General features: G+C 73.3%; 9 protein-coding genes. 5 read left to right on the forward strand and 4 right to left on the reverse strand.

The window, feature by feature from the left end:
• Positions 1–40: 40 nt before the first annotated feature.
• Together E6P78_RS05630 and E6P78_RS05635 are read left to right on the forward strand one after the other, a co-directional pair.
• Complete coding sequence (locus E6P78_RS05630; RefSeq protein WP_136202378.1) at positions 41–10,951, forward strand: non-ribosomal peptide synthetase; 10,911 nt, start codon at positions 41–43, stop codon at positions 10,949–10,951.
• Positions 10,938–12,638 carry an ABC transporter ATP-binding protein gene (locus tag E6P78_RS05635; RefSeq protein WP_136202379.1) on the forward strand — a complete coding sequence of 567 codons (1,701 nt, stop codon included), beginning with the start codon at positions 10,938–10,940 and terminating at the stop codon, positions 12,636–12,638. The genes E6P78_RS05630 and E6P78_RS05635 overlap by 14 nt, the downstream gene beginning before the upstream one ends.
• Before the next feature lie 41 nt (positions 12,639–12,679).
• On the opposite strand, the gene E6P78_RS05640 is transcribed toward E6P78_RS05635, so the two are convergent.
• Positions 12,680–13,792 carry an alpha/beta hydrolase-fold protein gene (locus E6P78_RS05640; RefSeq protein ID WP_136202380.1) on the reverse strand — a complete coding sequence of 371 codons (1,113 nt, stop codon included), beginning with the start codon at positions 13,790–13,792 and terminating at the stop codon, positions 12,680–12,682.
• Positions 13,793–13,970: 178 nt separating this feature from the next.
• Here E6P78_RS05640 and E6P78_RS05645 point away from each other — a divergent pair, with 178 nt between their 5' ends.
• Both E6P78_RS05645 and E6P78_RS05650 read left to right on the forward strand, forming a co-directional pair.
• Complete coding sequence (locus tag E6P78_RS05645; RefSeq protein WP_136202381.1) at positions 13,971–14,183, forward strand: MbtH family protein; 213 nt, start codon at positions 13,971–13,973, stop codon at positions 14,181–14,183.
• Positions 14,184–14,258: 75 nt separating this feature from the next.
• Entirely contained in the window at positions 14,259–14,786 is a 528-nt protein-coding gene (locus E6P78_RS05650; protein WP_136202382.1) for a GNAT family N-acetyltransferase, read from the forward strand.
• A 54-nt stretch (positions 14,787–14,840) separates the two neighbouring features.
• Here E6P78_RS05650 and argB read toward each other — a convergent pair whose 3' ends face one another.
• Positions 14,841–15,689: an acetylglutamate kinase gene (gene argB / locus E6P78_RS05655; RefSeq protein WP_136202383.1), complete on the reverse strand. Its 849-nt coding sequence runs from the start codon at positions 15,687–15,689 to the stop codon at positions 14,841–14,843.
• Positions 15,690–15,796: 107 nt separating this feature from the next.
• Entirely contained in the window at positions 15,797–19,171 is a 3,375-nt protein-coding gene (locus tag E6P78_RS05660) for a pyruvate carboxylase (RefSeq protein ID WP_136202384.1), read from the reverse strand.
• 251 nt (positions 19,172–19,422) lie between these two features.
• Between E6P78_RS05660 and E6P78_RS05665 the strand changes: the two genes are divergently transcribed.
• The gene (locus E6P78_RS05665) at positions 19,423–20,178 is read left to right on the forward strand and encodes an IclR family transcriptional regulator C-terminal domain-containing protein (RefSeq protein ID WP_206307730.1); all 756 of its coding nucleotides are present in this window, start codon (positions 19,423–19,425) and stop codon (positions 20,176–20,178) included.
• Positions 20,179–20,189: 11 nt separating this feature from the next.
• On the opposite strand, the gene ligD is transcribed toward E6P78_RS05665, so the two are convergent.
• A complete protein-coding gene (ligD, locus tag E6P78_RS05670; protein ID WP_136202386.1) occupies positions 20,190–21,158 on the reverse strand; it encodes a non-homologous end-joining DNA ligase in 969 nt (322 codons plus the stop codon).
• Positions 21,159–21,187: the final 29 nt, after the last annotated feature.

A 21,187-nucleotide genomic window follows, 5' to 3' on the forward strand; every position in this document is an offset into this window, starting at 1 on the left:
AGGCTCAGCTAAATAACTCGGAAGAGAAGCGGAGTCCTCGATGTTGCAACCGAGCGATCGCCTCGTGCGGCTCTCTCTCCAGGGCCTGGCCGCCCTGCGGCGGCGGACCGGTGACCGGGACGACCGGGCCCTCACCGAAGCCTGCGCCATCGGGCTGGCGTACTGGGCGACCGGCCGGAGCCCGGAGGGGATCGAGCTGACCTCCGCCACCCTCTTCGCCGACGTGCTGGCCTGGGCCGACAACGGCGGTGCCGCGCCCGCCGGCTGGGAGGTCGGTGCCGACGGCCGGAGCATCACCCTCCCCGAGGGTGTGGTGCGGGCCGACGCGCAGCTCGCCCTGGACGACCTCGCCGACTTCCCCGACCGGCCGCTGGGCTCCATCGCCCCGGCCGGCCCCGCCGCCCGCATCGCGGACCTGGCCCGCTGGAACGACACCGCGGCGGACCGCGCCCGCCCCACCGTCGTGGAGCTGTTCTGCGAGCAGGCGCGGACCCGGCCGGACGCCGTCGCGATCGTGGACGAACACCGGACCCTGACCTACCGTCAAGCAGACGATCTCTCCAGTCAGTTGGCCCACCACCTCATCGAGCGCGGGCTGACCGCCGAGCAGGTCGTCGGGATCTCCCTCGGCCGCTCCGCCGACATGGTCATCGCCCTGCTCGGCGTGCTCCGGGCGGGGTGCGCGTTCGTGCCGTTCGACCCGCTGTGGCCCGCGGAGAGGCGGTCCGTCGTCGCCGAGGACGCCCGGATCGTCCTCCAGCTCAACAGCTCGGGCGAGCACGCCCCGGGCGAGCCGGAGGCCGTGGCCGTCGACCTCGATGCCTGGGCCTTCGCCGCCCACCCCACCGAGGCGCCGGACGTCACCGTCCCCGGAGCCGCCCTCGCCTACGTGATCTTCACCTCCGGCTCGACCGGGCGGCCCAAGGGCGCGATGATCCGTCACGAGTCCATCAGCGAACGCCTGTTGTGGCAGGCCCACGAGATCCTCGGCTTCGGCCACGACGACGCGTCACTCTTCAAGGCGCCGCTGTCCTTCGACATCTCCGTCAACGAGATCTTCCTGCCACTGGTCACCGGCGCCCGGCTGGTCATCCTGCGGCCGGGCGGCGAACGCGACCCGCACCACCTGCTCAGCGTGATCGCCGAACACCGGGTCACCTTCACCTACCTGGTCTCCTCCATGCTCGACGTACTGCTGGAGATGACCGGGGAATCGGGACGGCTCGACAGCCTGCGGCACGTCTGGTGCGGCGGCGAGGTGCTGACCCCCGAGCTGTACGAGCGGTTCCGCACCCGCCTCGACATCCCCCTCTACCACGGCTACGGCCCCGCCGAGACGACGATCGGGGTCTCCCACGTCGTCTACCGGGGCGAGGCGGAGCGCCTGTCGACCTCGATCGGCAAGGCCAACCCCAACACCCAGCTCTATGTGCTGGACGACGAACTGCGCCCGGTGCCCGTCGGGGCCGGGGGCGAACTCTACGCGGGCGGCCTGCTCCTGGGCCGCGGCTACGTCAACGCCCCCGGGCTGACCGCGTCCCGGTTCGTGGCCAACCCCTTCGCCACGGACGGCTCCCGGCTCTACCGGACCGGTGACCTCGCCCGGTTCACCCCGGACGGCTCGCTGGACTTCCTCGGCCGCGCCGACAACCAGGTCAAGATCCGGGGCATGCGCCTGGAGATCGAGGACGTGGAGGCCTCTCTCGCCGAGCACCCGCGCGTACGCCACACATGTGTCGTCGCCCGGAAGAACACGGCGGGCGGCACGTACCTGGTGGCGTACGTGATCCCGGCCGCCGGGTCCGGGGAGCTGACGCCGGACGACGTCAGGGCGTGGGCCGAGGCGCACATGGTGGAGTACATGGTGCCCGCCCACACCGTCGTCCTGGACGCGTTCCCGCTCACCGCGAACGGCAAGATCGACCGGGCCGCGCTGCCCGAGCCGGTGGTCACCACCGGACCGGTCACCGCGCCCGCCACCGACGACGAGCGCGCCGTGTGCGAGGCGGTGGCGGCGGTGCTGCGGCTGGACACGGTCGGCGTCGACCAGGACTTCTTCCGCCTCGGCGGCGACAGCATTCTGGCCATATCCCTGCTGAGCGCCCTGCGCAGGGCCGGCCTCCATGTCACGGCACGCCAGATCTTCACCCACAGCGTCATCGGTGAACTGGCGGCGGTGGCGAGCCGCGAGGACGTCTCCACGGCCTCGGACGAAGACGAGCCGACCGGGCCCGTCGTGGGGACGCCCATCGTGCGGTGGCTCGGCGAGACCACGGACGCCATCGACGGATTCGTACAGTCCGTGGTGGTGAACACCCCCGTGGAGCTGACCGCCGGCGCACTGGACGACATCCTCACCGCCGTGATCCGCCGGCACGACATGCTGCGCGCGCGACTGGTGCGGGGCGAGCGCTGGAGCTTCCACGTACCCGAGGCGGACGGGGCCGTCGCCGCCTGGCAGGAGAGCGGGGAACCGATCGACGCCTGTGTCGCCCTCGCCACCGCCGGGCTCGACCCGGACAACGGCGTGATGCTGCGCGCCGTCTGGCGCCGAGAGGCACACCAGCTGGTCCTGGTCGCCCACCACGTGGTCGTCGACGGCGTCTCCTGGCGGGTCCTGATGGACGACCTGGCCACCGCCTGGCGGCAGCTGAACTCGGGCACACCCGTCCAACTGCCCCGGGAGGGCACCTCGTTCCGCCGGTGGGCCGAACTGCTCGGCCGCACCGCCTTCGACGCCGACCGGGACCACTGTCTGCGCCCCCTGCCGGGACCGGACCTGCCGCTGGGCCGCCGCCCCCTGTCGAAGGACGACACCGTCGCCCGGGAACGCGCGCGGACCTTCACGGTCGGCCCCGACGCCACCTCCGCACTGCTGGGCGAGATCCCCGCGAGGTTCCACGCGGGCGTCAACGACGTCCTGCTCACCGCCCTCGCGGTCACGCTCGCCCGGTGGCGGCGCGACCTCGGCCAGGACCAGACGTACGCGCACATCGAGCTGGAAGGACACGGCCGCGAGGGGCAGGCGGTCGCGGACACCGCCGGATTCGAGCCGGACCTGTCGCGGACCGTGGGCTGGTTCACCACCCTCTTCCCGGTGACCGTGGACCCCGGCCCGGCAGCGGACCCCGCCGTCCCCGACCACCTGGCCGCCGCCCTCAAGGCGGTGAAGGAGGGCCTGGCACAAGTCCCGGGCAACGGCCTGTCCTACGGCGCCCTGCGCCACCTGCACGGGACCGCGCCCACCGCGCCCGCACCCCAGGTGCTGTTCAACTACCTGGGCCGGTTCGACGCGGGCACCGGCGGGGACTGGCAGCTCGCCGGCACCACCGGCCAACTGGGCGAGAAGCGCGACCCGAGGATGCGGCTGCCGCGCGCCCTGGAGTTCAACGCGATCGCCGAACCCGACGCCGACGGCGCCTACCGCCTCGTCACCACCGTCTCCTGGCCCGAGGGCATGTTCACCGACGAGGACATCGACACCCTCGGCGGCCACTTCCGTACGGCCCTGACCGCCCTGGCCGCGCTCGACGGGGGCGGGCACTCGCCCAGCGACTTCGCCCCCGTCCCGCTCACCCAGGCCGACGTCGACGCCCTGGACGGGCCCGCGCTGCGGGACATCCTGCCGTTGACCCCGTTGCAGGAGGGCCTGTACTTCCACTCCGTCTTCGACGACGACTCGGCGGGCAGCTACGTCGAGCAGCAACTCCTCACCCTTGACGGCGAGGTGGACCCCGGACGGCTGGCGGCGGCCGCCACCCGGCTGCTCACCCTGTACCCCAACCTGGCCGCCCGCTTCGTGGCCCTCGCCGACGGCCGGGTCGTCTCCGTGCTGGAGAGCGGCACCGAGGCCCCCTTCACCGTCCTGGACCGGCCCGGCATCACCGACGACGAGCTGCGCGACCTCGCCGAACGGGACCGGCGCGCCGGATTCGACCTCGCCGCCGGCCCGCTCATGAGGTACACGCTCGTGCGCGGCGGCACCGGCCGCACCGTGCTGGTGCAGACCGTGCACCACCTCGTCGCCGACGGCTGGTCGGTGCCCCCGATGCTCCGCGCGCTGCTGGCCGAGTACCACCGGCCCGGGGCCGCGTACCGGACGGGCGGCTTCCCCGACTACGTACGCCTGCTCGCCGCACGCGACGAGGCGGAGAGCGACCGGGTCTGGGGCGAACAACTCGCCGGACTGCCCGGCCCCTCGCTGGTCGCCGAGGGGCACACCCCGTCCGACCGGTTCGCCGACACCGTCGCGGAGCCCGCCTACGACATCGACACGGCCGTCCGTGAGGCCGGTGTGCCGCTGAGTGTGGCCGTGCACAGCGCCTGGGCCCTGACGTTGGGCGGGCTGCTGCACGGCAGGGACGTCGTGTTCGGCTCCACCGTCTCCGGCCGCGACGCCGACGTGCCCGGCATCGCGGACATGGTGGGCCTCTTCATCAACACCATCCCGGTACGCGCCCGTTGGACCGCCGCCACCACGGCAGGTGACCTGCTCGCCGCCGTGCGGGAGCACCAGAGCGCGGTGCTCGCGCACCAGCACGTCTCACTGGCGAGGATCGTCCGCCGGGCAGGCCCCGGCGCCCGCTTCGACACCCTGGTGGTGTTCGACGTCGCGACCGACGTGGCCGCCCTGCGCGGCCCCGGCGACGAGCTGGTCATCACCGGCATCGTCAACGAGGGAGCCCCGCACTACCCGCTGACGCTGGTCGTGGAGCGCGCACCCGACGGCCGCCCCCGCTTCAACCTGATCCACGACGGCGCACTCCTGCGGGAGACGAGCGCCCGGCAGATCCTGGACACGTTCACCCGCACCCTCACCGGCCTGCTCACCCGGCCCGACACCCCGGTGGCGGAGCTGGCCGCCGAGGACACCGCGCGTCCCGCGCCACTCACCCAGACGACCCTGGGCGCCCTGTTCGACGCCGCCGCCCACCGCGACCCGGCCGCCGTCGCCGTCACCCGCTGCGCGCTGGACGGCGCCACCGCCTCGATGACCTACGGCGAACTGGCCACGGCGAAGGACGAACTGGCCGCGACCCTGCGGGCGGCCGGTGTCGGCCCCGGCCGCCGCGTCGCCGTCGCCGTTCCGCGTTCGCTGGAGCAGGTCACCGCCCTCATCGCCATCGTCTCCGCCGGCGGGGCCTACGTACCGCTGGACCTCGCCCACCCGGACGAACGGCTGGAGTACATCCTCGCCGACGCCACCCCGCAGGCCGTCCTGGTCACGCCCGAGCAGCAAGAACGCTTCACCGCACTGCTGGACCGGGCCGGCGTCCCGGCCCGGGTGCTCGTGCTCGGCGGCGAACCGTCGCGGACGGACGAGCCGCCGGCCGACCCGACGGGGCCCGGCCCGCACGACCCCGCCTACGTCATCTACACCTCCGGGTCGACGGGCCGGCCCAAGGGCGTCGTCGTCCCCCACTCCAGTGTGGTGGCGCTGCTCGCGAACACCCGGTCCGCCATGGGGTTCGGACCCGACGACGTGTGGGTGCAGTTCCACTCGTACTCCTTCGACTTCGCCGTCTGGGAGCTGTGGGGCGCGCTGGCGCACGGCGGTGAGCTGCTGGTGCCGGACTACGGGCTGACCCGCTCCCCGGTGGACTTCCACCGGCTGGTGCGCGAGCGCGGGGTGACCGTGCTCAACCAGACCCCGTCGGCCTTCTACCAGTTCATCGAGGCCGACCGGCACGCCGGTGAGCGGGCCACCACGCTGCGCCGGATCATCTTCGGCGGCGAGGCGCTGGACCCCGCACGGCTGCGCGACTGGGCGGAGCGGTACGGCACCGCGTCGCCCGAGCTGGTCAACATGTACGGCATCACCGAGACCACCGTCCACGTCACCCACCGGGTGCTCACCGACGAGGACTTCGGCGCCGAGGCCAGCCCGATCGGCGGCCCGGTCCCCGGCCTGACCACCTACCTGCTCGACGACCGGCTCCGGCCGGTGCCGCCCGGCCGGGTCGGCGCCATCTACGTGGCCGGCGACCAGGTGTCGCTCGGCTACCTGGGCCGGCCCGGCCTCACCGCGGGACGGTTCGTCGCCAACCCCTTCGCGGACGACGGCTCCCGGATGTACCACACGGGCGACCTCGCCCGCCGCACGCTCGACGGAGAGCTGGAGTTCGCCGGCCGCGCCGACGACCAGGTGCAGCTCAAGGGCTTCCGCATCGAGCTCGCAGAGGTCGAGGCGGCGGTCAGGGAGCTCGACGGTGTGGTCGACGTGGCCGTCACACCGGCGCCCGGCGGTGACCACCTCGTCGCACACGTCGTGGGCCGGGCCCCCGGCGACCTCGCCGTACTGCTCTGCGCGAAGCTGCCCGTCCACATGGTGCCGGCCCGGGTCCGGACGGTCGACGCGCTGCCGCTCACGGTCAACGGCAAGCTGGACCGCAAGGCACTGGCCGAGCGCGCCGCCGCACCGGAGGACACCCCCGTCGTGGCCGGCGCCCCCGCGCTCGCCGAGCTGACCGCGATCTTCGCCGACGCGCTGCCGGGCGCCGCCGTGGACGAGGACACCGACTTCTTCATGGCCGGCGGCGACAGCATCGTCGCGATCACCGTGATCAACCGGGCCAGGGCGCTCGGCCTGGCCATCGCGCCACGGGACGTGTTCCTGTTCAAGACCCCGCGCGCGATCGCGGAGGAGGTGCGCTCGCGCGCGCCGCAGACCGCCGCGCCCGAGCGGGAACGCCGCGAGGACGGACCCCTCGCACCGACGCCGATCATCCTGCGCGCGCGCGAACTGGGCGGCTCACTGGCCCGGTTCGCCCAGGCCAGGACGCTGGTGACGGCCGAGGGCACCGGGCTCGCCGACGTCGGACGCGCCGCGAACGCCGTCGTGGCCGCCCACCCGGCCCTGCGGATGCGGCTGGACACCACCCACGGGGTGTGGACCCCGCGCATCGAGCCCTTCCGCGAGGTCACCGTCACGCCGTCGGCCGGCGACGACGCCACGGCCGCCGCCGACGAGGCCGCCGGGCGCCTGGACCCCGAGTCCGGGGACGTCGTCGCGTTCACCTGGCTGCCGGCCACCCGGACCCTCGTGGTCACCGCGCACCACCTCGCGATCGACGCCGTGTCCTGGCTGATCGTCCTCGACGACCTGGCCACCGCCCTGCGCGGGGAACCCCTCGCACCCGCGACCACCTCCTACGCCGAGTACGCCGACGCGCTCACCGCCGGGGCCGCCCACGTGACCGAGAGCCTGGGCGACTGGATCACGGTGCTCGAAGCCCCCGCGCTGCTGCCCGAGGCCGGGGAACCCCGCGAGGCCGGGAAACTGCGCGGGAGGACCGTCGTCCTCGCCCCCGAGGTGAGCGACCGGGTGACGCGTACCGCACCCGCCGCGCTGGGCATCGGCCTCACCGAGCTGCTGTGCGGCGCGCTGCGCACCGCCCTGACGCGCATCCAGCCCGAGCCCGCCGATCTCGCGATCGACCTGGAGCGGCACGGCCGCGTCCCGGCCCTGGAACACCACGACTACACCCGTACGGTCGGCTGGTTCACCTCCATCGCGCCCGTACGGCTCACCGCGCACACCGACCCCGTCGCGGCGGCCAGGGAGGTCGTGGAACGCCAGCCCGACGAGAGCGGGCACGTCGTCTACGGCCGGCTCAGGTACCTCAACCCGCAGACGGCCCCCTTGCTGACCGCCCGCCCGCAGGTCCTGTTCAACTACCTCGGCCGCGGCGGCGAGTCCGACGTCCCGCAGCTCACCGGCGGCGACCGGGGCAGCCCGTACGCCGTCGAGGTCAACGCATGGACCGACGCGTCCACCGGCAGCCTGCACGCGGCCTTCACCCTCGCCGACGGCATACCCGACGACCTCACCGGGCACTGGCGGGCCGCACTCGAACGCATCGCGGACACCGCCGCCACCGCCGAGCGCACCGCACCGGTCACCCCGCTCCAGCGCGGCCTGTACTTCCAGGCCCAACTGGCAGGCGCGGACGGGCACTACGTCGCGCAGAGCTACTTCACCTTCGACCGGCGCCTCGACACCGACGCACTGGCCGAGGCCATGGCGTACGTCATCGCCCGGCACCCCGTCGTCGGGGCCGGCTTCACCACCGACGACGACGGCAACCCGGTCCAGATCCTCAGGGCCGGCACCCGGGTCGGAGTCCGCACGGTCCACCTGGAGACGGACGCCGAGGCCGACGCGCTGCGCGCCCGGGACCGCGACACCGGCTTCGACCCCGGCGAGCCGCCGCTGATCCGGCTCACCGTCGTGCGCCTGCCCGGCGATCGCGACGGCCTGCTGCTCAGCTACCACCTGCTGCTGTGGGACGGCTGGTCCCGGGAGATCCTGCTGCGGGACCTGTTCGACGCCTACCGGGCCCTCGTCGCCGGGGAGCCCCTGGACGACGCGACGCCGCGCACGCCAGGCTTCGAGGAGTACGCCCGGACGCTCGCCGCCAAGGACCCCGCCGAATCGGAACGCTTCTGGGCGGAGCACCTGGCCGGGCTCACCGGCCCCACCCTGCTCGCCGGGCCCCGGCCGTCCCGGACGGACGCACTGCCGCACGCCCTCGTGCACACCCTGTCAGCCGAGCGGTCCGAGCTGCTGCGGGACGCCGCCCGGGTGCACGGGGTCACGCTGAACACGGTGCTGACCGGGGCGTTCGGCCTCCTGCTGGGTGCGCACACCGGCCGCAGCGACGCGGTGTTCGGCGTGACCGTCTCCGGGCGAGAGGGCGAGGGCCTGTCCGACATCGTCGGTGTGCTCCTCAACACCGTGCCCCTGTGGACCCGCGCCCGGCCGCACGACACGGTCGGGGAATACCTCGCGACCGTCCAGGCGGCCCGGGTCGAGGCGATGGACCACGAACACCTGGGGCTCGGCGAGATCCAGCGGGCCGCCGGCCACGACACCCTGTTCGACAACCTCTTCGTGCTCCAGAACTTCCTGGACCTGGACGCCCTCGCCGAGATGAACGCCAGACACGGCATCACATCGGTGAAGGCCGACGACTCGACGCACTACCCGTTCACCTGGGTCGTCACCCCCGGCGACCGGCTCACCGTCAAGCTGGAGCACCGCGACGACGACCCCGCCGCCGCCCGCCACCTCCTCGACGGCTACCTGCGGGTGCTGGAGGACCTGGCCCGGTCCACGGGACCGCTCGGCACCCTGCCGGGGCAGGCACCGGCACCCGAACCCGCCGCGCGCACGGACGTCGGCACGGACACCGTCGTCGACCGCTTCGACCGGGCGGCGGACCGCCACCCCGAACGCGTCGCGCTCGTCGCCGGCGGCTCGACCCTGACCTTCGGCGAGCTGCGCGACCGCAGCCGTGCGGTGGCGGGGGTGCTCGCCGGGCGCGGCATCGGACCGGAGACGGCCGTCGGGCTCGCCGTCCCGCGTTCCCTCGACTCGATCGTGGCGCTGTTCGCCGTGCTGCGCACCGGCGCCGCGTACGTTCCGCTGGAGCTGGACCACCCCGACGAGCGGATCGCGGCGATCGTCGCGGACGCCCGGCCCGAGGTGATCCTCACCATCAGCACCGTCGCGCCCCGGCTGACCGGCGAACTGATCGAGCTGGACCGCCCGCTGCCCGCCGCCGAGCCGTACACCACCTTCGCGCCCGGGGACCCCGACCGCCTGCGGCACCCCGCGTACACGATCTACACCTCCGGCTCGACCGGGCGGCCCAAGGGCGTGGTGACCGAGTACGCCGGGCTCACCAACATGCTGATCAACCATCAGCGCCGGATCTTCGAACCGGTGCTGGCGGAGCACGGCCACCGCACCTTCCGCATCGCCCACACCGTGTCGTTCGCCTTCGACATGTCGTGGGAGGAACTGCTGTGGCTCGCCGACGGCCACGAGGTGCACATCTGCGACGAGGAACTGCGCCGCGACGCGCCCCGGCTGGTCGCGTACTGCCTCGACCACGGCATCGACGTCATCAACGTGACCCCGACCTACGCGCAGCAACTGGTCGCCGAAGGGCTGCTCGACGACCCGGAGCGGCGGCCCGCGCTGGTGCTGCTGGGCGGCGAGGCCGTCACCCCTGGGCTGTGGCAGCGGCTCGCGGAGACGGAGGGGACGGCCGGCTACAACCTCTACGGGCCCACCGAGTACACCATCAACACGCTCGGCGTCGGCACCTTCGAGTGCCAGGACCCGGTGGTGGGCGTGGCGATCGACAACACCGAGGTGTACGTCCTGGACCCGTGGCTGCGACCGCTGCCCGACAACGTCCCCGGCGAGCTGTACGTATCGGGCATCGGCATCGCACGCGGCTACCTCGGACAGCCCGCCCAGACGTCCCACCGGTTCGTCGCCTGCCCGTTCGGTGCGCCCGGCGAGCGCATGTACCGGACCGGCGACCTGGTGGCCCGGCGGCCGGACGGGAACCTGTCGTACCTCGGCCGCACCGACCAGCAGGTCAAGATCCGCGGCCACCGGGTCGAACCCGGGGAGGTCGAGGCCGCGTTCGCCGCGCACCCGGCCGTCCGTTTCGCCGCCGCGGTCGCCCAGCCGGACCCCCAGGTCGACGGGGCGTACCGGCTGGCCGCCTACCTCGTGCTCGACGGCGCCGACCTGGCCGCAGTCGCCGCCGAAGTGGGCGCCGTGCTCCCCGACTTCCTGCGCCCGTCGCACTACGCCGAGGTGGACGGCATCCCGCTCACCGTGAACGGCAAGGCCGACACCAAGGCGCTGCCGGAACCCAGGCCGCTCGGCGTACTGACCGGGGCGGAGGAGCGCGCACCGGAGACCGGGACCGAGATCACGGTGTGCGAGTTCTTCGCCGAGGCACTGGACCTGGACGACGACGAGGTGAGCGCGGTCAGCGACTTCGTGTCCCTCGGCGGGCACTCCATGCTGGCGGTCCGGCTGATCGGGCTGCTGCGACGGGAGTACGGTCCAGTGATCACCATCCGAGACCTGCTCACCCTGCGAACCCCCGAAGCGATTGCCGGCCACCTCGATGAACACTCCTGACACCCAGCGGCCCCGCCAGGGCGCCGACATCCTGCGCACCGCCCTGCGGCGCAACGTCGGCGCCATGGCCCGGGGCACCGCCCTGATGGGCCTGTACCAGGCCGGTGAGACCGCCTTCCCGATCGCGCTCGGCCTGATCGTCGAGCACACCCTGCAACACCGCAGCCTCGGTTCACTGGGCCTGTCGGTCGGCGCGCTGGCCGTGATCATCACGACGGTCTCGCTGTCCTGGCGGTTCGGGATGCGCGCCCTGCAGAAGGCCAACACGACCGAGGCGCACCGCTGGCGGGTGCGGGTCGCGGCCTGCGGCCTCCAGCCGGTGGCCCGGGACGTGGACCTGAAGTCCGGCGAGGTGCTGACCATCGCCACCGAGGACGCCGACCAGACCGCCGACATCATCGAGGTGGTGCCGCTGCTGATCAGCTCCACGGTCGCGGTCCTGGTCGCCGCCGTCGCGCTCGGCCTGGCCGACATACGGCTCGGACTGCTGGTGATCGTCGGCACCGTCGCGATCCTGTCGGTGCTGAGCGTGATGTCCCGGCGGATCGGTGCCAGCACCCAGGAACAGCAGGCCCGGGTCGCACGGGCCGGGGCCAAGGTCGCCGACCTGATCACCGGCCTGCGCCCGCTGCACGGCTTCGGCGGCAACCACGCCGCGTTCCGCTCCTACCGCCGGGTCAGCGCCGAGGCGAAACAGCAGTCGATCACCGTCGCCCGGGTCAACGGGGCGTACGCGGGCACCGCGCTCGCCCTCAACGCGGGCCTGGCCACCGCCGTCACCCTGACCGCCGGCTACCTGGCCTTCGCCGGCCGGATCACCATCGGGGAACTCGTCATGGCGGTCGGCCTCGCGCAGTTCATCATGGAACCGCTCAAGATGTTCTCGGAGATGCCCAAGTACGTGATGATGGCGCGCGCCTCCGCCGAGCGGATGGCGCTGGTGCTCTCCGCGCCGCCGGTCACCACCCCCGGGCCCGGGCGCCCGGCGGCGGGCGGGCCGCTGGAGATCGACGGCCTGCGGTACGGGTCTCTGCGCGGGCTGAAACTGGAGGTGGCCGCCGGGGAGTTCGTGGCGATCGCCGCCTACCAGCCGCGCGCCGCCGCCGACTTCGCGTCGGTCCTCGCCGCACGCGTCCCGCCCGAGGCGTACGAGGGGGTGGTACGGGTCAGCGGGCAGGCGTTCGCGGACCTGTCGGTCGAGGCGGTCCGGGAGCACCTGCTGGTGAACCCGTACGACGGGGAGATCTTCGCCGGCACCCTGCGGACCAACATCGACCCGCCGGGCACCAGCCGTTCGGTGCCCGAGGCCGTCGAGGCGTCCATGCTGACCGATGTCGTCGCCCTCCACCGCGAGGGGCTCGACTACGCCATCCGCGACCGGGGCGCGAACCTCTCCGGGGGCCAGCGCCAGCGCCTGTCCCTGGCCCGCGCCCTCGCGGCCGACACGGACGTCCTGGTGCTGCACAACCCGACCACCGCCGTCGACGCGGTGACCGAACAGCTCATCGCGCGCAACATCGCGAAGCTGCGCCGGGGCCGTACCACCGTGGTGATCACCAGCAGCCCGGCCGTCCTGGACGCCGCCGACCGGGTCCTCGTCCTGGACGACGGCGTCATCACGGCCGAGGACACCCACCGCAACCTCCTGGCCACCGACGAGGCGTACTGCCTCGCGGTGGCCAGGTGAGACGTGACCAGGGTCTGTCCGGCGGGCCCAGGAAGATCCGCCTAGGCGAGCGCCCAGGCGACGTCCCGGAGCAGGGCGTGCCGCCAGCCCGCACGGTCGTGGTCCGAGGCGGACCGTGACACCCGGACGGTCGCACCTGCCTGCTCGGTCAGGGACTCGACCGCCTCGCAGTGGGGGAGCATCCGTGTCTCGTGCTCCCCCACGTCGAAGGCGATCCGCAGGCCGGAGAGGTCGGGGCGCTCCCGCAGCCGGGCGGCCGTGGCACCGCCCGCCGGGCCGTCCAGCAGGTCCGTACGGTTGACGCGGTCGGGGGCCCACCAGAACGAGCCCGACTGGCAGGCGACCCGCGACACCAGGTCCCCGAACGCCAGCGCGGCGTACAGCGCGCTCAGCCCGCCGAGGCTCTGTCCGGCGACCACCAGCCGGTCGAGGTCCGCGGGCACACCGGACCCCGCGACCAGCGGCAGGAGTTCGTCCCGGACCGCCTCCCACAGCTCCGGCCTGCACGTGAACTCGCCCGCCCGGTCCTTGGCCGGCAGGAAGACGAGCGTGACCGGCGGCATCGCCCCACCGGCGACGGCCGCCTCGAACGCGGTCATGGCGGGGTGCAGATACAGCCAGTCGTCCCCGTCGAGCAGCAGCACCACAGGACCGCCACCGCCCACCGGGTGGACGCGCACGGTGCGGCGCCCGCCGAGCCGCGCGGACGCCCAGCGCAGCCGCGTACTCGGGACGGGCAGGACGTCGTCCGCGCCGACGAGGGGCCAGTACGGCTGCGCCGGGGCGTCCGGGGTGGCGGCGATCGAGCGGTCGCCACCGGCGGCGGACGGGTTGAGCGGGTCCGCGTGGGCCCCCTCGTCCGTGATGAACCGGTAGGTCACCCGCAGGCGCGCGGGCATGGGCACCTCGGCGTACCAGCAGTCCGTGGTGCCCCACCGGCGCAGGGGCACCGGCTGCGACCAGCTCTCGAAGGCTATGTCGGCCGGGGAGCCGCGCCGGAGGAACAGTGTCACCCAGCCGCCGTCCTCGCCCGGGCGCGATACGGGGCTCTGGGCCGCCGCCCAGAACGCGTCGGTGCCGGGTGCGTCGGGCAGCCCGAATCCGGCGAAGGGGTTCTCGGTTCCGGCCGCGCGGCCGGCGGCGAGGCCGGTCATGAACGGGGCCGTTCGATCACCGGGACCATGAAGGCTCTCCTTGTGCAGAGGGAAAGAGAAAGGCTAAGCTCGCTGATTATTAGGCGAGCCTAACCTAAGCTTGTTCTTTCCTGACGAACTGACGCGCACTCTCGACGCGGCCGTCACCGGCCCGTTGGCCCGAGGAGGTACTGCCCGCATGAGCACCAACCCGTTCGATGACCCCGAAGGCCGTTTCCTGGTCCTGGTGAACGACGAGGGCCAGCACTCCCTGTGGCCGTCCTTCGCCGAGGTGCCCGGAGGCTGGACGATCGCCTTCGAGGAGAACACGCGCGAGGCGTGCCTCGCCTACGTCGAGGCCAACTGGACCGATCTGCGGCCCCGGTCCCTCGCGGCATCGATGGACGCCTGACCTCCGTCTCCGACGCGCTCCGGCGGGACGACCCGCCGGAGCGCTCCTGTCTCGTGGAACCGAGGAAGGAACGTCTTGACCACGGCCACGCCGCGCCCCGCCCCAGCGCCGAACCCGCCCCTCCCGCCGGCGCCCCGCGAACCGGCGCCCCGTGTCCGTACCGCCGGGGCCGACGACGCCGCCGGGCTCGCGGAACTCTCCCGGCCCTTCGTGCGGTCGGGAGAGCTCCGCGAGCGGCCGGACGCCCTCTACGCCGCCCGCGCGACGGAATTCCTCGTCGCGGTCGAGCCCGGCGGCCGCATCGAGGGCTGTGTGGGCCTGCGGGTGTACGCGGCGGGGGAGCGGGGTTCCGCGGGCGTCCTGTACAACTTCTGCGTGGCCGGGCACCGGCAGGGGCGCGGCGTTGGAGGGGCGCTCCTGCGGACCGCGCTGGCCCTGGCGCACACCCAGTCGCTCGGCGCCCTGTTCACCGCGACCACGGGCGGCGGCCGGCTGTTTCGGAGGTACGGCTTCGCGCCCGCGACGGCCCGTCGGGCCCCGCGCCCCTGGGTGGAGTCCCTGGACCCCCGGCGCAACGCGCTGATCCTCGCCCGGACCGTGTGAGCCGGGACGCCGGGGCCGGACGCTCATCCGCGTCCGGCCCCGGCGCCTTGTGTGTCAGATCGTGCTCGTGGCGTGGTCCGCACAGGCGTCGGGGACCACGGTGGTGCCGGCACCGTTCTCGCCGAGGAGGCCCCTCAGCACCGCGTGCGGCACCCGGCCGTCGAGGACGTCCGCCTGGCCCACCCCGCCCCGCACGGCCCGCAGGCAGCCCTCCATCTTGGGCAGCATGCCGCTCGCGAGACCGGGAAGCAGCCCGTCCAGCGCGTCCGCCGTCAGCCGCCCGATCACCTCGGTGCTGCGTGGCCAGTCGGCGTACAGCCCCGCCACGTCCGTGAGGATCACCAGCCGCTCCGCCCCGAGCGCCACGGCCAGGGCGGACGCGGCCAGATCGGCGTTGACGTTGTAGACCTGCCCGTCCGCACCCCGGGCCACGGGGGAGACCACCGGTATGTGACCCCGTGCCAGCAGGGTGCGGACCATGCCCGGGTTCACCTCCACGATGTCCCCGACCTGACCGATGTCCACCGGCACACCGTCCACCCAGGCCGGCCGCCGTACGGCCGTCATCGTGTGGGCGTCCTCGCCGGTCATGCCCACGGCGTACGGCCCATGGTTGTTGATATGGCCCACCAGCTCGCGCTGGACCCGGCCGGACAGCACCATGCGGACGACCTCCATGGTCTCCGCGGTGGTCACCCGCATGCCCGCCTCGAAGCGGCTCTCCAGGCCGAGGCGGTCGAGCATCGCACTGATCTGCGGGCCGCCCCCGTGCACGACGACCGGGCGCAGACCCTCGCGCCACAACTCCACGACGTCCTGGGCGAAAGCCTGTTGCAGACTCGCGTCGACCATGGCGTGGCCGCCGAACTTGATGACGACGGCCGGTCTCAGATCCTCTTCCATTTAGCTTAGCCTAACCTTAATTGGCTCGGCGTTGGTGGCGAAAAGGCCCGCCGGTGGAGCTGTCGCTCGCGCCGGCGGGCCGGGCCGGGCGGAACCCGGCAGGGTGTTCAGCCGATCTCGATGAGCAGGTCGCCCGCCTCGACCTGCTGGACCCGTCCGATGGCGAGGCGGCGCACCGCACCGGCGGACTGGGCGGTGATCGACGCCTCCATCTTCATCGCCTCGATCGTGGCGACGGTCTGACCCGCCGACACCGAGACGCCCTCCTCCACCTGGAGCGTGACCACCCCGGCGAACGGAGCGGCGACATGACCCGCGTTGCCGCGGTCCGCCTTCTCCGCCGCCTTCACCTCGGTCGCCACCGACTTGTCGCGGACCGACACCGGCCTCAACTGCCCGTTGAGCGTGGCCAGTACGCTGCGGAACCCGCGCTCGTCCGGCTCGGAGACGGCCTCCAGCTCGATCAGCAGCGTGACCCCGCGATCCAGCGTGACGGTGTGCTCGGTCTCCGTCTCCAGCCCGTACAGGAAGTCCGGCGTCGGCAGGACCGAGGTGTCGCCGTACGCCTCCCGGTGGGCGTCGAACTCCTTGGTCGGGCCGGGGAACAGCAGCCGGTTCAGGGTCGCGCGCGGCGACTCGCGCAGCGCCTCGCGGTCCTCCTCCGACAGGTGCGGCGTCCGCGCCTTCTCCGGACGGCCCCGCAGAGCCCGGGTGCGGAACGGCTCGGGCCAGCCGCCGGGCGGGTCGCCCAGCTCACCGCGGAGGAACCCGATCACCGAGTCCGGTACGTCGAACTTGCCCGGGTCGGACTCGAAGTCCGCCGCCCCGACGCCCGCACCGACCAGGTGCAGCGCCAGGTCGCCCACCACCTTCGAGGACGGCGTCACCTTCACCAGCCGGCCCAGCATGCGGTCGGCCGCCGCGTAGCAGTCCTCGATGAGCTCGAAGCGGTCGCCCAGGCCGAGGGCGATGGCCTGCTGCCGCAGGTTGGACAGCTGGCCGCCCGGGATCTCGTGGTGGTAGATCCGGCCGGTCGGTGAGGCGAGCCCCGACTCGAAGGGGGCGTACACCTTGCGGGTCGCCTCCCAGTACGGCTCCAGGTCGGCGACCGCCTGGAGCGAGAGGCCCGTCGCGCGCTCCGTGTGGTCGGTGGCGGCCACCAGCGCGGACAGCGGGGGCTGGCTGGTGGTGCCGGCCATCGACGCGACGGCCGCGTCCACCGCGTCCACCCCGGCGTCGATGGCCGCGATCAGCGTGCCCAGCTGGCCACCGGCCGTGTCATGGGTGTGCAGGTGGACCGGCAGGTCGAACCGCTCGCGCAGCGCGGTCACCAGGGTGCGCGCGGCGGGCGGACGCAGCAGCCCGGCCATGTCCTTGATGGCGAGCACATGGGCACCCGCCTCCACGATCTGCTCGGCGAGCCGCAGGTAGTAGTCCAGCGTGTACAGCGTCTCGCCGGGGTCCGACAGGTCGGCCGTGTAGCACAGGGCCACCTCGGCGAGCGAGGTGCCGGTGGCGCGTACCGCGTCGATCGCCGGACGCATCTGCGACACGTCGTTGAGGGCGTCGAAGATCCGGAAGATGTCCATCCCGGCCGAGGCCGCCTCGGAGACGAACGTCTCGGTGACCTCGGTCGGGTAGGGCGTGTAGCCGACCGTGTTGCGGCCGCGCAGCAGCATCTGCGTACAGATGTTGGGCACCGCCTCGCGGATCTTGACCAGCCGCTCCCACGGGTCCTCGGCGAGGAAGCGCAGCGCCACGTCGTAGGTGGCGCCGCCCCAGCACTCCAGGCTCAGCAGCTGCGGGACGGTGTGCGCGACGTGCGGCGCGACGGTCAGCAGGTCGCGGGTGCGGACCCGGGTGGCGAGCAGGGACTGATGGGCGTCGCGGAACGTGGTGTCGGTGACGGCGACGGCCGACTGGGCCCGCAGTTCCGCGGCGAACGCCTCCGGCCCCAGCTCCGCGAGGCGCTGGCGCGAACCGGGCGGCGGCGTGCCCGGCGGCAGGGCGGGCAGCTTGTCGGCCGGGTCGATGACCGAGGGGCGCGGGCCGTAGGGCCGGTTGACCGTGGTCTGCGCCAGGTAGCTGAGCATCCTGCTGCCGCGGTCCGCTGAGGGGCGGGCCCGGATCAGCTCGGGATGGGCGTCGATGAAGCTGGTCGTGATGCGCCCCGCCCGGAAGTCCGGGTGGTCGAGCACGGCCCCCAGGAACGGCAGGTTGGTCGCCACCCCGCGGATGCGGAACTCGGCGATCGCCCGGCGCGCCCGGCGGGCCGCGTTGGCGAAGTCGTGGCCGTGGCAGGTGAGCTTGACCAGCATCGAGTCGAAGTGGGCGGACACCTCCGCACCCGTGTGGACGGTGCCGCCGTCCAGCCGGACACCGGGGCCGCCGGGGGAGCGGTAGGCGGAGATCGTGCCGGTGTCCGGGCGGAACCCGTTCGCCGGGTCCTCCGTCGTGATGCGGCACTGCATCGCGGTGCCGTTGAGGGTGATGTCGTCCTGGGAGAGGTGCAGCTGGGCCAGCGTCATGCCGGCGGCGATGCGCAGCTGCGCGATGACCAGGTCGCGCCCGGTGACCTGCTCCGTCACCGTGTGCTCGACCTGGATGCGCGGGTTCATCTCGATGAAGACGTGGTTGCCGCGCTCGTCGACGAGGAATTCGACGGTGCCCGCGTTGACGTACCCGATGTGCCGGGCGAAGGCGACCGCGTCGGCACAGATCCGCTCGCGCAGGGCCGGGTCCAGATTCGGGGCCGGCGCGATCTCGACCACCTTCTGGTGGCGGCGCTGGAGCGAACAGTCCCGCTCGTAGAGGTGTACGACGTTGCCCTCGGCGTCGGCGAGGATCTGCACCTCGATGTGGCGGGGGTTGATCACCGCCTGTTCGAGGAAGACCGTCGCGTCACCGAACGCGGACCGCGCCTCGCGCATCGCCGCGTCGATCGCCTCGCGCAGTTCCCCCGGCTCGGCCACCCGGCGCATCCCGCGCCCGCCGCCACCGGCGACCGCCTTGACGAAGACGGGGAAGCCGATGTCCTCGGAGGCCGCGACGAGGACGTCCACGTCCTCGGACGGCTCGGACGACTTCAACACCGGTACCCCGGCCTCCCGGGCCGCCGCCACCGCACGGGACTTGTTGCCCGTCAGGTTCAGCACCGACGCCGACGGCCCGACGAAGGTGATGCCGGCCCGCGAGCACGCCGCCGCCAGCTCCGGGTTCTCCGACAGGAAGCCGTAACCCGGGTAGATCGCGTCCGCCCCCGCCTTGCGGGCGGCCTCGATCACCTCTTCCACCGACAGATACGCCCGTACGGGGTGCCCGGGCTCCCCGATCCGGTAGGCCTCGTCGGCCTTGGCCCGGTGGAGGGAGTTGCGGTCCTCGTGCGGGTACACGGCCACGGTGGAGATGCCGAGCTCGAACGCCGCGCGGAACGCGCGGATCGCGATCTCCCCGCGGTTGGCGACCAATACCTTGTCGAACATCAAACTCCCCAGTCGTGTCATGAGCGAGTGGCGTCAAGGACGGAAGAACGGGCGGTACGGCAGGGACACGCGGAGCCGCGCCGCAGGGCCGCACGGCGGTGGCGAGGTGCTCCGTTACCCTCCGGGACCGAAGTGTTCGTCACCGTACCGGAGACTGCCCCGGAGATCGCGGGCACAGAAGATGGCCTGTGTCACGTCCCGGAAACCTTGCCCGGGTGCGGCTTTCCGGGACCGGGGCCATGCTTGGGGTCATGGCCGACCATGCCGGCTCCGAGCCCGTCGCCGCGGTCCGGCGCGCCCTCCGCCTGCTGGAGGCCGCCGGGGAGCACGAGGGCGAGGCCACCGCGGAGCAGCTGGCCCGGCAGGCGGGGCTCCCCCGGGCCGAGGCCGACGCGCTGCTGCCCATGCTGGTGCGGGACGGCTATCTCACGGAACCGGCCGACCACACCTTCGTCCTCGCCGGCACCGCCTCCGGCCAGATCACCGGGGCCGGCGGCCAGGAGCTGCCGGCGCGCGTCCGGCCCGTCCTCACCGCCCTGCGCGACGAACTGTCGGCCGCCTCCTACCTGACGCTGTACGAGGACGGCGAGATCCGGGTCATGGAGATCGTGGACAGCGCGCAGACCCCCCGGGTGGACTTCCGGGTGGGCGTCGAGGAGGCCGGGCACGCCACCGCCCTCGGCAAGAGCGTCCTGCGCGAACTGGACGGGGAGGCACGCGCCGACTACTTCTCCCGACACCCCCTGGCCGGGCTCACTCCCCGGACCATCACGGACCGGGACGAGCTGATCGGGCAGCTCGACGGCTTGCCCGCCCCCGTCGTCATGGACCGCGAGGAGTACGTCCGCGGCACCACCTGCGTGGCGGTGCCGGTCTACCACGGCGAGCAGGTCGGCTCCCTCGGCATCTCGTTCCGGTCGGACCGGATGTACCGGACCACCCACGTCCGGGAGCGCCTGCTGTCGGCCGCCCTGCGTGTCTCCCGGGGGCTCTCGCTGCCCCACTGAGCGGGCCGCGCTCAGCCCAGCCGGGTCAGATCCGGCCGCAGCCGCTGCCATACCGGATGACGCAGGCGCCCCGCGGCGGTCCACTGCGACGCGCTGACCTCCGCGACCAGCCGCGGCTCCACCCAGTGCGCGGCGGCCACATCGACCGGGCCGGCGAACGGCGACTCCGGGCGGCCGATCACCCGCAGATACGACCTGAGCTCACCGAGCTCCCGGTCGGACATCCCCGACCCGACGGACCCCGCGTACCGCAGACCGGCCGGGTCGTCCACACCGACCAGCACCGCCCCCGGCACACCCGCGGGCGCCCCCTTGCGCTGGGTCCAGCCGCCGATGACCACATCGAGCGTCTCGACCCGCTTCGTCTTGCGCCAGTCGGGTGAACGGACACCCGGCATGTACGGCGAGGAGAGCCGCTTGGCGACCACGCCCTCCAGGCCCCCGCGCACGACGGTCTCCCACGCCTTCGCACCGTGCCCGTGCACATAGGACGGAACCGACCAGTGCGGACCGGCGGACAGCAGAGCGGACAGGGCCGCGCGGCGCTCCTCGTAGGTCAGGGCCGACAGCGGGCGGCCGTCGAGGAACATCACGTCGAACACCACCAGATGCGCGGGGAGGTCCAGCGCCAGACGTGCGGCGCGCCGCGCGTTCATGACGCCCATCCGGCGCTGGAGCAGCCCGAAGTCGGACCGCCCCGACGCGTCCAGGGCCACGACCTCGCCGTCCAGGACGGCGCTGTGCCCCCGCAGCACGTCGGCCAGGGCGTGCAGCTCCGGATAGGTGGGGGTGACGTCGTTGCGCGCACGGGAGGTCAGCCGCAACGTGCCGTCGCCCGGTGTGGAGACGACGCAGCGGGCGCCGTCCCACTTGGCCTCGAACGCCCACCCCGTGTCGGGCACGGGCAGGGGACCTGGAACGGCCAGCATCGGTTCGATCGACGGGGGCGCGGCGGCGGCGTCCGGGGGGTGGGGAGCCATAGCCACCATGATCGAACGGCCGGCGGATC

This window comes from Streptomyces sp. A0958, from assembly GCF_004795035.1.
In the GTDB taxonomy this organism is placed as follows: domain Bacteria; phylum Actinomycetota; class Actinomycetes; order Streptomycetales; family Streptomycetaceae; genus Streptomyces.

Excerpts from the sequence above, each read along its gene's own strand:
- E6P78_RS05645 (WP_136202381.1), top strand. The coding sequence starts at position 13,971 with ATGAGCACCAACCCGTTCGATGACCCCGAAGGCCGTTTCCTGGTCCTG.
- E6P78_RS05635 (WP_136202379.1), top strand. The coding sequence starts at position 10,938 with ATGAACACTCCTGACACCCAGCGGCCCCGCCAGGGCGCCGACATCCTG.
- E6P78_RS05665 (WP_206307730.1), top strand. The coding sequence starts at position 19,423 with ATGGCCGACCATGCCGGCTCCGAGCCCGTCGCCGCGGTCCGGCGCGCC.
- argB (WP_136202383.1), bottom strand. The coding sequence starts at position 15,689 with ATGGAAGAGGATCTGAGACCGGCCGTCGTCATCAAGTTCGGCGGCCAC.
- E6P78_RS05660 (WP_136202384.1), bottom strand. The coding sequence starts at position 19,171 with ATGTTCGACAAGGTATTGGTCGCCAACCGCGGGGAGATCGCGATCCGC.
- E6P78_RS05640 (WP_136202380.1), bottom strand. The coding sequence starts at position 13,792 with ATGACCGGCCTCGCCGCCGGCCGCGCGGCCGGAACCGAGAACCCCTTC.
- ligD (WP_136202386.1), bottom strand. The coding sequence starts at position 21,158 with ATGGCTCCCCACCCCCCGGACGCCGCCGCCGCGCCCCCGTCGATCGAA.
- E6P78_RS05630 (WP_136202378.1), top strand. The coding sequence starts at position 41 with ATGTTGCAACCGAGCGATCGCCTCGTGCGGCTCTCTCTCCAGGGCCTG.